This is a genomic window from Paraburkholderia sp. GAS32 (assembly GCF_050434225.1).
Classification (GTDB): Bacteria; Pseudomonadota; Gammaproteobacteria; order Burkholderiales; family Burkholderiaceae; genus Paraburkholderia; species Paraburkholderia madseniana.
Window position 1 is genome coordinate 248,294 of record NZ_JBNPVS010000008.1, and the last position, 10,422, is coordinate 258,715.

Consider the following 10,422-nt stretch of genomic DNA (forward strand, 5'->3'; position numbering starts at 1 on the left):
CCAAGTCGATAGTCATACTATTAAAGCTGCATATTGTGCAGATCATTTCGACAACGCACGACCTGCGGCCAGCGATCCGGACCTGTCCCATCATCGTGTTGCGCTGCACGGTGGGACGCGAATACGGAGCGCCGCGCTGCACCGCAAAAAATTAATTAGTCGGACTAGTTAAGGGTATACATCGATTAGTAGGCAAAAGGGCGTGATATAGCATTTTCTGGAGGGTAGTCATGCGTACGCGCGTGCACGTGGGTTTCATGAAAGGAATGATTCCCGGCTCCGGTGCTGTTCTTGCCGGGGCTTTTCCTGCTTGCGCCGTCATGGACATTGAAGTGTTCAACAACTGAGAGACGGGAGACTGAGATGGCGCAAGCGAAGGAAGGTAAGGAAGAAAAGGACGAAGTGCAAGGCATGCGTCGCGGCTTGCTGCAGGGCGCGGGCCTGTCCGCAGCACTGGCGCTAATGGGTGGAATGATCACGCCGGCGCAGGCGGCGGAAGCCGGATCGTTCCCGGCGCACAAACGGTGGAAGATCGTATTCGTCAACCACGTCACAACGAATCCGTTTTTCGTTCCCACGCAATACGGCATTCAGGATGCGACCGCGTTGCTGGGCATGGACTATCAATGGACCGGGTCGGCCAATGCCGACATCGGCGAAATGGTGAATGCGGTCAACGCGGCGATTGCCGGGAAAGCTGACGCAATTGCGGTGCCGATCGTCGATCCCAAGGCGTTCGACAAGCCGATCCAGGCCGCGCTCGACGCCGGCATCCCCGTGTTCGCCTATAACGCCGATGCGCCCTCGGGTTCGACGAATCCGCGCCTTGCCTATATCGGCCAGGATCTTTATCTGTCCGGCTACCAGATGGGTGAGCGAATCGTCAGCCTGATCGACAGCGGTCTCGTCGCGCTCTTTATCGCCACGCCAGGCCAGCTCAACATTCAGCCCCGGCTTGACGGCGCAGCGGCCGCAATCAAGAAATCGGGCAAGAAGATCGACGTGCAGACCATCGCAACCGGCGCGACCGTCAACGAAGAACTCTCGAAGATCAAGTCCTTCTTTCTCGGCCACCAGGATCTCAAAGGCATGTTTGCCGTCGATGCGGGCAGCACCCAGGGCGTTGCCGAGGTGATGAAAGAATCCAACCTGCCCGCCAAAGGTGTGCACGGCGGCGGCTTTGATCTGTTGCCGCGCACGGTCGATCTGATCCACGAAGGTTTCCTGGACTTCACGATCGACCAGCAACCTTATGTACAGGGTTTTTATACGGTGCTGGAGGCCTTCATCTTTCTTTCATCCGGCGGCCTCGTTGGGCCGGCCAATATCAACACGGGTCTGAAATTCGTCACCAAGGGCACCGTCGATCCTTACCTGAACACCTCGACGCGCTATGAAGGCAAAAGCACGAAAGCCCAGATCGTGCCACGCACAGGCGCGATCAAAGGGTGACCTCTGCCGTGCCGGACGCCCCACAACCCGCTGCACGTCCGAGGCGCTGGTCAAGCGCGCTCGGGCGTTCCAGTGAGATTCGCATCCTTGCCGTCGCACTCATTCTTTGCATCTACTTCGAGACGGTCAACCACGACTTCTTGCTGACCGGCGCGAGTCTGCAGAATCTCTCGCAGTTCATCGCCCCGGTGGCGATCATTGCCTTTGGTGAAATCATGCTGATGATCGGGGGAGAGATCGATCTTTCCGCCGGGATGGTTTTTGCGTTTGCGCCTTTCATCATGCATTTTTCCCTCGAGGCCGGCCTGCCCGCATGGCTTGCGATGTTTACCGGCGTTATTGCGGCAGGCCTCGTCGGGCTCATTAACGGCGCCGTGACGGTCTACCTGCGCATCCCATCCTTTGTGACGACGCTCGGTACGTTGTTCTTCGTAAACGGCCTCACGCTGACGATCTCGCGAGGCACGCCGGTTTCGCCACCGGAGGATTCCGTATTCGCGGCGGTCATGGGAGGATGGGGATACAGCGAGATCATCTGGACGCTGGCCATTGCCGCGGTCATGCACGTGCTGCTTCGCCATACGCGCTGGGGTTTGCATACGATCGCGTCGGGAGCGAATCCGCTGGGCGCGAGCGAAGCAGGGATACAGGTCAGACGGCTGAAGCTCGGCAACTTTATTCTTGCCGCGCTACTAGCCGGCTTGACCGGGATTCTGGAGGGTTTTCGGATCACGTCGATCGATCCGCAAGCGGGCGGGAATCAGATCATGTTTCTTGCCGTTGCCGCAGCCGTGATTGGCGGCACGCCGCTCGCCGGCGGATCGGGCACGATCATCGGTGGGTTGATCGGTGCGGCGGTGCTTGGCATTCTCAACGACGGTTTCACGCTGATCGGCATCAACGCTTTCACCTTCAACATGATTCTCGGCGCGGCGATCCTCGGGGCTATGATCTTCAACATCCACGTGGTTCGTCTCGCGCGCAAAGGGGAGTTGTGATGTCCGAGGTGCTGGAGGCGCTGCGCGGCGAAGATATTGTCAAGCGCTTCGGTGCGGTTACCGCGCTCGATGGCGTGTCGCTGACGCTAAGGCAAGGCGAGATCCTTGGCGTGCTCGGCGACAATGGCGCGGGCAAATCGACGTTGATCAAGATTCTGACCGGGTTTCATCAGCAGACCAGCGGCAAGCTTTTTGTAGGTGGCGAGGAAACCATGCTTCGCTCGGTCGATCACGCCCGTTCACTCGGCATTGAATGCGTCTACCAGGATCTGGCGCTCGCCAATTCGCTGAGCATCTATCACAACATGTTCCTGAATCGGGAAATCATACGTCGAGGCCCGTTTCGCCTCTTGAACAATCGCGCCATGCGTATTCGTGCCGCGGAGTGTCTTGAGGAGATCGGCGTGCACGTGCCTTCGGTCGATCTGCCGGTCGAACAACTTTCCGGCGGGCAGCGACAGGCAATCGCAGTCGCTCGCGCGGTCAATTCAAATGCCAGGATATTGCTGCTTGACGAGCCGCTCGCCGCAATGGGTGCCCGCGAGGCCGGACTGATCATCGATCTGATCCTTCGACTCAAGAATAAAGGTGGTCTGTCCATCGTCATGATCATGCATAACTACGCTCAGACGCTCGATATCGCGGACCGCGTGATGCTGATGCAGCGCGGACGTGTCACTTACCAGCGAGAAGCAGCCAGCACGTCCGTCGAGGAACTGATGGATATCGTTCGACGCGAATATCGGGCAATGCGGGCAACGACAAACTGACACCGGACTGCTACGTGCGTGAGCATTCGAGTTGGGCGTGATCCACGCGCGCTTTCAAATGCGGCCCGGCACGGTATACCCCTTTGCGCAAAAGTGATTTCGATTTCCGGCACTTCTGAGGCCAGCGGCCCGCACCTATAGTCAGGTCAGCTTTCGGACGCTAACCCCAACTTCATGAGGGGACCCGGACGAAGCCCGCCTAACCCAAAGGAGCAGACCATGTTGACCAGGACGTCCCCGGCGCTTCTCGCCGAACCCGCTACTGCGACCCTGGACGCGCAATACTTCGAGTACACGTCGTCCGCCAATCCGATCGGCGCGAAGCTCATCTCGCGCGTGCCTTTCCGCAATTTCCCGCCTTCGTTGTACGCGGATGGCGCGACCCGGGTCGTGCCGCTCGACCTCTCCGCGGAGTTGGGTTGCCCCGGCCCCGCGACCGGTCCCGGCTTGAGCGCCAATTTCCTGCGCATCAACGCAGGCGACGCGTTGACGCTTGCCCCGAACGCGACCTCGCAGGTCTGCTACGTCATTAGTGGGACCGGCAACGTGACGCAGGCCGAAACCCGCTTCCCATTCGCGCAGGGCGATTTCTTCACGCTGCCGGGCGGCGATGCCGGGGTGCTGTCCGCCGACGCGACGGCCACGCTCTATTACGTCAACGATGCGCCGCTGCTCACGTATCTCGGCACGACCGGCGTCCGCGCGCGTTTTGCGGCGACGCTCTATCCGGCCGCCCAGGCGCAGGCGGAATTGCGCAAGGTCTCGGAAGAAGCCAATGCAGGCCGCCGCAACCGCATCAGCGTGCTGATGGGCAACGCTAACTTCCCGCAGACGCGAACGGTCACGCATGTGTTGTGGGCCATGTTCGGCATTGTGCCGCCCAACTCAATTCAGAAGCCGCACCGTCACCAGTCGATTGCACTCGACTTTATCGCCGGGGGCAAGCCAGGCGTCTATACGTTGGTCGGTACCGAACTGGATGAGAGCGGCAATATCGCGAATCCGATACGCGTCGATTGGGAAGCCGGGATGGCGTTTGTTACGCCGCCGGGATACTGGCATGCGCATTTCAATGAAACGAACGAAAACGCTTATGTGATCCCGATCCAGGATGCCGGCTTGCAGACCTGGCTGCGCACGCTCGACATCCGCTTCGCCCGTTAAGGCTTAAGCGCCAATGCGGGTCCGTCGTCCCAGTACGGCGGCTCGCCAAACATCTCGGCGTAGAAATCCACGAACGCGCGCACCTTCGACGAGACGATTTTCTTCGGCGGGTAGACCGCCCAGACCGCTGGTTCGGCCCGCCCCGTGCGCGCCTCCCATTCAGGCAGCACGTGCTGAAGGTGCCCTTCGCGCAAGGCCGTAGACGCGAGCCACGTCGGCAGAAGAGCCAGGCCGCAGCCGGCCACAGCGAGTTCCAACACGGCTTCGGAGTCGTCTGCGCGCAAGCGCCCTTGCAATTCCACCAGCACCTGTTCCGGCGACGCCTGTGCATCCGCGACGCGCGTGAAAGACCATTTGTCGTCCGGCAGCAGGGACAAGCGAAGCGTATCGTGCGCGGCCAGATCTTCAGGGATACGAGGTATCCCGCTGCGTTGGAAATATGCCGGGCTGCCGCAGACGATACGACGATGCGGCGCAATGCGTTTGGCCATTAACGAAGAGTCGGGCAACACGCCGATACGGATTGCCACGTCAATGCCGGCTTCGATCATGTTGAGCGTTTCATCGGTCGACACGATATCGAGGCCGATGTCGGGGTAGCGCGTCATGAACGCCGGCAGATGCGGCACGATATGCCGGCGCCCGAATGCCGACGGCATCGTGACGCGCAGCACGCCCTGCGGTGTGAGATTCAGCGATGACGTGACCTGGCGTGCGTCGTCGAGCGCCTGCAGGGCAATCATGGCGTGTTCGCGAAACAGTCTGCCGCCCTCTGTCAGGACTAGCCCTCGCGTCGACCGGTTGAACAGGGCAATGCCCAGATCCTTTTCGAGCTCGCTTACGTAGCGCGAGATGGTCGAGGTCTTGACTGCCATTTCATGGGCCGTCTTACTGAAGCTCTGCAGTTCTGCAGCGTTAATGAAGGCCCGTACCGCGGCAAAATAATCCATGGCTATATTTCCCGCGTGAAACAACGGAGTAGTTGTGGCAAGTGCAAAGTTCGTGCTCAAAAAATGCCAGGCGAATAACTGTCAACGATCGACGTGCCTGTATCGCCGTGAGTGTCGAAGGATAACCCCTTGATCTTCACTCTTGCAGCAAGAAACGGGGGGCTGCTGAAGCGAATATGACATCACTGTAATGTGAGCGTCAGCGTGCATCCATCTTCGCCGTACAGAATAAGGAACACTCACTCCCGCTTCCACGAGGTGGTGAGATCGGAGGCTTCAGTCATAGTGGCGTGAAGCTGACCAAACTTAAGTTCGGGAGATATTTCATCATGAAGACCCTTATCTATGCAGCGTTGATTGCCGGCGTATTCGCCGCTCCAGTTGCCTCTTTCGCGCAGGAGGCTGCGGCTCCGCTGACGCGGGCGGAAGTACGCGCGGATCTGATTCGACTAGAACAGGCCGGGTACCGGCCGGCCGCCAAAGATGTGCACTACCCAGACGATATCCAGGCAGCAGAGGCGCGTGTCCACGCGCAGAATGTTGCGGCGCAGGGGAGCACGGATGTAGGCGGAACGTCGGATGGCTCATCGCAGGCGGGTGCGCCGACGGCAACCGCAACTACTCACTCGATCTATTTCGGTCACTGAAGCTCGCGGGTCTCACAAGCCATCGTTGGTTACTTCTTTCGGCGTATTGGGTGAACGGCCGTCTGAAAACACGGATATCGGCGAGATGAGCGAACGCCACTGAATGTTTCAGATCCATTACAGGTATGGCGTTCACTGAATACAGACCATAAATAAGTTTTACTTTCCGATTTTCCGCCGCGCCGCCATTGTGTGAGCCATACAGCCGCATCGATGGGGAATAGGGCTATCTGTACAGATAGCCATTTCTTAAGATTCCTTAAGAAATGGCTCGTCGATCGAGAGCGGCGGGAAATTCAAATACTCAGGCCAATCCGTGGACCAGCGGTCAAGCCCATAAATGGAAAGGAGACGAATCGATGGAAAAGCGCCGGATGGCCTGGATATTACTCGCTGCGGCCGCATTGGCCGGCTGTGGAGGTGGAGACAACATCAGCACACCGACATCGCCAAAGCTACTGACGAACATCGCCGTGCCCAATGCTTCGAGCCCGCCATTCAGTTTCGACATCGGCTACGTCGAGGCCGGCAAGTACTTTCTCACCGACCGCAACAACAAAGCAGTCGATGTCGTAGACACCAAATCGAACACGTTGATCGCCCAGATTCCGGGTCCATTCATCGGTGCCGGCGCCACGACAAACGAGTCCGGTCCCGACGGTATTGTAGGTATCACCGGCACGAACACGATCTATGCCGGCGACGTCGACTCGGTCAAGGTGATCGATACGGCTGCGCAAAAGACGGTCAACACCATCACCATCAGTAATTCCGGACAGCGCGTCGATGAGGGTTGCTACGATCCTGACGATCATCTCGTGATGTACGCGAGCCCTGGAGACTCGCCGCCGTTCGTCACGTTCATTTCCACGCTGACACAAACGGTGCTGGTAAAGCTTCCTTTCAACGGTTCGTCGGGGCTGGAAGCATGCACATATGATCCAGCCTCGAAAAGCTTTTTGATCAACAACGACGGGACCGCTGCCAATCCCGATGGCGAACTCGATGTCATCACTGCCAGCTCCGCGGCGGCGGGAAGTCCTGCTGTCAGCAAGTCGTTTCCATTAGGGAAATGCGGACCGACGGGCATCGTGCTCGGTCCGAATAACGACGTGCTCATTGGATGCGATCCACCCGCCGGCAATCCCCTCATCACGCTGATCCTCGATCGTACAAGTGGCGCAATTCAAGCCAGCCTGCCATTTGGCGGGGTGGACCAGGTCAATTACGATCCGGCCTCCAATCGCTATTTCCTGCCGGCCCGGCACTATGTCACCAGCGGTACTGCTGCCGCCTCAGGGTTTAGCCCGCAGATGGGGGTAATCGATGGCGCGTCACGGCAGTTGCTATTTAAGATTCCCGTGGGCACAGGCGCGCATTCGGTCGCCATCGACAGTTCGCTTGGGCAAGTGTATGTGCCGTTCCAGGCCGGCGCGGCAGGATTCCCCAACGGCGGCATCTCAGTGTTCTCGACCCGCTAGACTGTCACCAACGCCCAGGCAGGCTCAGCTCGCACGATAGGGGCGTTGTTCATGCGAGCGGCGCCTCCTGGTCGCCGACAGAACGCTGTGAGCTATGACGGCTGCTGTAGCGGCCGAAGTAGGGCAGCGCAAACAGGTAGAGCCCCGAGAACAACAGAAGGGCCAGCGGCACCAGCGGCGCGTAAGTGATCCAGGGTGGCGGGACGCCGTTACCCTGGGCCATAGCGACAAAGTTGGCGATAACCGTCAGCGTGAAGGCGATGGATACCCACCGGTGAGACCGACGAATCCAGCTGCTGGTATTCATGTCGCGCTCCTCGGGGCCTGGATCATCTTCCAGCCGTTGCCGGCGGGGTCGCGGAATCCGGCATCGACGCTGCCGAAGCGGTCTACCGGCTCCTGGGTGAATTCCACGCCGCGGGCTTTCAGCTTGGCGTAGCTGGCGCGGCAGTCGGTCACAGAGAGAACCAGGGGCGGCATGGCCCCCTTGGCGACCATGGCGCGCAAGGTTTGCGCAGTGGCGTCGTCGTGGATGGGTGGCCCCGGTGTGAACAGGCCGAGCTGGAACGAGGGCTGATCCGGATGCTGGACCGTGAGCCAGCGGTAGGGACCGTTGCGCACGTCCGTGTGGACGCGGAATCCGAGCTTGTCGACGTAGAACGTGAGCGCTTCGTCCTGGTTATCGACGTACAAGCCCACAACATTTACACCTTGGTTCATGGCACCTCCCTGGTTGATGGTCAGAATGTATCTTTGGCCACGCGGCGGCGCTTCTCCAAAACTGCGATGTTGAGGTCGGGTCGCTGCGCGGCCTTGAGGACGCAGGCGGGCACACGGTCGAGTTGAGGCATGTTGGCCTGAGCCTCGAGGCGCAGGGCGCTGGGGCTTTGGCCGGTGATGTCGCGGAAGATGCGGCCGAAGGTGCCCAGGCTCTCCCAGCCGGTGGCGAAGGCAATTTCCGTGATGCTGAGCTCGGTGTCGCGCAGGAGGGTGGTGGCCTGTTCGATGCGCCGTGTCAGCAGGTAGCGGTGCGGTGGGAGGCCGAAGGCCCGCTTGAAGGAACGTGCGAAATGGGCTTCAGAGACGCCGCTGACCTCGGCGAGGCGCTTGACGGGCCAGGCTTCGTGCGAGGCGGCGTCCATGCGGTCTTTGGCGCGTAGCAGTCGGCGCAGCAGGGCCGGGTCTTGCAACGCGTCGGCGCCGACCGGTGTGGGGGACGAGGCAAGCGGCTGGGCGTGATGGTCTTCGCGAAGGGGCATGAGTTCCGGGAGGGCCGACGGGATGCGGGTAGTTTAGGCTCAACGCGGGCACCCGCAAAGCGGCGCACTGGCGCCCGCTGAGGCCGACAACGCGTGTTCTGGCGCATTGAGTCTCAGACCTTGGACAACATCCATTCCCGGAAACGCTTCAACCCCGGTTGTGTTTCGATGCGCCCCGGGAAATAGCAGAGATAGTGTCCATGATCGACGTCGATCGGAGCCGTCAGCGGCTCAACGAGGGTGCCGGCCGCGAGGTTGTCGCGCACGAGAAAGGCTGGGATGAGCGCCAGTCCCAAACCGGCCTGAGCTGCCTGGATCAGCACGGAGTATTGCTCGAAACGCGGGCCTGCAAGCACATGCATATCGCGGACATCGTAGAACTCGGCCCATTGACTCCATACCTGTTCAGCCTGGCTGTGCAATAGCCGGGGCACACGCGCGGCATCCTGCAACCGTCGTAACGCATACCTTTGCTGACATTCGGGCGCGCAGACCAGCAGAAAAGTACGCCCGTCGATGTAATCGCATTGGACGCCCTCCCAACTTCCATCGCCATAGCGGATAGCCGCGTCCAGATCCAGCGGAAACGGATCGCCGTGCGCGAGGTGCCGGCTGAAGCTGATCGTGAGTCCCGGGGTGCTTGACAGGAATTCCGGTAGGCGGGGAATCAGCCATTTGGTCGTGAATGTCGGCACGCTCGCGATCGTCAGCACGTCGCTCTGCCCGGCGGCGCTCATGAGCTCGAGCGACGCGTTGCCCAGGTCGCGCAACGGGGTGGCCACGCGCGCGAGGTAAAGGCTGCCCGCCCGGGTGAGCGCAAGGTTGCGGCCGTCCCGAATGAATAACTGCACGCCGAATGAATCTTCAAGGCTGGCGATCTGCCGGCTGACCGCGCTGGGCGTCAGTCCCAGTTCACGCGCCGCCCTGGAGAAGTTCAGATGTTTGGCGGAGCTTGTGAAGGCGAGTAATTCGGTGACGTTCGGGTAAAGGTGTTTCATTGGTCTGGCGTCGAAGTATTCCGGATGCGCACAGCGCAATGCGTGTTTTGTACGTTTTTTTCATGACGACGCCATGTCGCATCCGCACACTTGCAAGCAAATCGAAATCTTGCGCCCCAGTCCAGTCAGGGCGCGCAGATTTCAGTCCGTTTCACGAGGAAAGCTTGCATGCAAACGCCTGCCGCACCGGTCATCCAGCCCCATGTTCCCGCTCGTCACAGCAGCGGGGGCTTTGCGTCGATCCAGCGCGTCGCGCTTCATGCCGTGGTGGTGCTCTTCGCGATCTACATGCTGCTGCCGATCGCTCTGCTGCTGATCGGCGCGTTCGGTGAAACGTGGACCAACACCTTGCTGCCGACCGGCGTCACCGGACACTGGTTCGCCGACCTCGCCGCCAACACGAGTTTCCGGCGCGCTTTCGGCGTGAGCCTGATGGTCGCATTGGCGTGTTGCTGCGCGGCTGCCGTGATCGGTTTGCCGCTCGCGTATGCGCTGCACTACCGCTCGCTCTCCGGGCGCGGCATGACCGCGCGGCTGGTCGCGTTGCTGCCGGTCGGGGTGCCCGCGCTCACGCTGGGTTTCGGTTACATCGCCATCTTCAGCGGCGGGCTGCCGACCGGCGTCACCGGACACTGGTTCGCCGACCTCGCCGCCAACACGAGTTTCCGGCGCGCTTTCGGCGTGAGCCTGATGGTCGCATTGG

At 60.4% G+C, this 10,422-nt stretch carries 12 protein-coding genes; 7 read left to right on the forward strand and 5 right to left on the reverse strand.

Going from position 1 to position 10,422, the window contains the following annotated elements; all coding sequences use genetic code 11:
- The first annotated feature begins 363 nt into the window (after positions 1-363).
- From P3T25_RS13065 to P3T25_RS13080, 4 genes are all read left to right on the forward strand, one after another.
- Positions 364-1,452 (forward strand): sugar ABC transporter substrate-binding protein, encoded by a 1,089-nt coding sequence (locus P3T25_RS13065; protein ID WP_154557870.1) that lies wholly within the window; start codon positions 364-366, stop codon positions 1,450-1,452.
- Positions 1,453-1,460: 8 nt separating this feature from the next.
- On the forward strand, positions 1,461-2,450 hold the full coding sequence (locus P3T25_RS13070; RefSeq protein ID WP_233464705.1) for an ABC transporter permease: 990 nt from the start codon (positions 1,461-1,463) through the stop codon (positions 2,448-2,450).
- Positions 2,450-3,220: an ATP-binding cassette domain-containing protein gene (locus tag P3T25_RS13075; RefSeq protein WP_154557869.1), complete on the forward strand. Its 771-nt coding sequence runs from the start codon at positions 2,450-2,452 to the stop codon at positions 3,218-3,220. Before P3T25_RS13070 ends, P3T25_RS13075 begins: the two co-directional genes overlap by 1 nt.
- Before the next feature lie 219 nt (positions 3,221-3,439).
- Positions 3,440-4,384, forward strand: a complete 945-nt coding sequence (locus P3T25_RS13080; RefSeq protein ID WP_154557868.1) for a cupin domain-containing protein — start codon at positions 3,440-3,442, stop codon at positions 4,382-4,384.
- Here the strand turns inward: P3T25_RS13080 and P3T25_RS13085 are convergent.
- Positions 4,381-5,334 carry a LysR family transcriptional regulator gene (locus P3T25_RS13085; RefSeq protein WP_154557867.1) on the reverse strand — a complete coding sequence of 318 codons (954 nt, stop codon included), beginning with the start codon at positions 5,332-5,334 and terminating at the stop codon, positions 4,381-4,383. The genes P3T25_RS13080 and P3T25_RS13085 overlap by 4 nt on opposite strands.
- Positions 5,335-5,663: 329 nt before the next feature.
- On the opposite strand from P3T25_RS13085, the gene P3T25_RS13090 reads away from it, so the two are divergent.
- The gene (locus P3T25_RS13090; protein ID WP_154557866.1) at positions 5,664-5,981 is read left to right on the forward strand and encodes a DUF4148 domain-containing protein; all 318 of its coding nucleotides are present in this window, start codon (positions 5,664-5,666) and stop codon (positions 5,979-5,981) included.
- Between the two features lie 359 nt (positions 5,982-6,340).
- Positions 6,341-7,462 (forward strand): hypothetical protein, encoded by a 1,122-nt coding sequence (locus P3T25_RS13095; RefSeq protein WP_154557865.1) that lies wholly within the window; start codon positions 6,341-6,343, stop codon positions 7,460-7,462.
- Positions 7,463-7,511: 49 nt separating this feature from the next.
- Here P3T25_RS13095 and P3T25_RS13100 read toward each other — a convergent pair whose 3' ends face one another.
- The 4 genes from P3T25_RS13100 to P3T25_RS13115 all read right to left on the reverse strand — a co-directional run bounded on the left by P3T25_RS13100 (position 7,512) and on the right by P3T25_RS13115 (position 9,719).
- Positions 7,512-7,769, reverse strand: a complete 258-nt coding sequence (locus tag P3T25_RS13100) for a hypothetical protein (protein ID WP_154557864.1) — start codon at positions 7,767-7,769, stop codon at positions 7,512-7,514.
- On the reverse strand, positions 7,766-8,182 hold the full coding sequence (locus P3T25_RS13105) for a VOC family protein (protein ID WP_154557863.1): 417 nt from the start codon (positions 8,180-8,182) through the stop codon (positions 7,766-7,768). The genes P3T25_RS13100 and P3T25_RS13105 overlap by 4 nt, the downstream gene beginning before the upstream one ends.
- A 20-nt stretch (positions 8,183-8,202) precedes the next feature.
- A complete protein-coding gene (locus P3T25_RS13110; RefSeq protein WP_154557862.1) occupies positions 8,203-8,721 on the reverse strand; it encodes a helix-turn-helix transcriptional regulator in 519 nt (172 codons plus the stop codon).
- Positions 8,722-8,834: 113 nt separating this feature from the next.
- Positions 8,835-9,719, reverse strand: a complete 885-nt coding sequence (locus P3T25_RS13115) for a LysR substrate-binding domain-containing protein (protein ID WP_154558018.1) — start codon at positions 9,717-9,719, stop codon at positions 8,835-8,837.
- 288 nt (positions 9,720-10,007) lie between these two features.
- Here P3T25_RS13115 and P3T25_RS13120 point away from each other — a divergent pair.
- Positions 10,008-10,422: ABC transporter permease (locus tag P3T25_RS13120; RefSeq protein WP_429358193.1), on the forward strand; the 415-nt coding region annotated here is incomplete at its 3' end.

Bases quoted from the DNA above. Each gene is read 5' to 3' on its own strand.
- P3T25_RS13115 (WP_154558018.1), bottom strand. From the start codon at position 9,719: ATGAAACACCTTTACCCGAACGTCACCGAATTACTCGCCTTCACAAGC.
- P3T25_RS13100 (WP_154557864.1), bottom strand. From the start codon at position 7,769: ATGAATACCAGCAGCTGGATTCGTCGGTCTCACCGGTGGGTATCCATC.
- P3T25_RS13080 (WP_154557868.1), top strand. From the start codon at position 3,440: ATGTTGACCAGGACGTCCCCGGCGCTTCTCGCCGAACCCGCTACTGCG.
- P3T25_RS13110 (WP_154557862.1), bottom strand. From the start codon at position 8,721: ATGCCCCTTCGCGAAGACCATCACGCCCAGCCGCTTGCCTCGTCCCCC.
- P3T25_RS13105 (WP_154557863.1), bottom strand. From the start codon at position 8,182: ATGAACCAAGGTGTAAATGTTGTGGGCTTGTACGTCGATAACCAGGAC.
- P3T25_RS13075 (WP_154557869.1), top strand. From the start codon at position 2,450: ATGTCCGAGGTGCTGGAGGCGCTGCGCGGCGAAGATATTGTCAAGCGC.
- P3T25_RS13085 (WP_154557867.1), bottom strand. From the start codon at position 5,334: ATGGATTATTTTGCCGCGGTACGGGCCTTCATTAACGCTGCAGAACTG.
- P3T25_RS13090 (WP_154557866.1), top strand. From the start codon at position 5,664: ATGAAGACCCTTATCTATGCAGCGTTGATTGCCGGCGTATTCGCCGCT.
- P3T25_RS13095 (WP_154557865.1), top strand. From the start codon at position 6,341: ATGGAAAAGCGCCGGATGGCCTGGATATTACTCGCTGCGGCCGCATTG.
- P3T25_RS13065 (WP_154557870.1), top strand. From the start codon at position 364: ATGGCGCAAGCGAAGGAAGGTAAGGAAGAAAAGGACGAAGTGCAAGGC.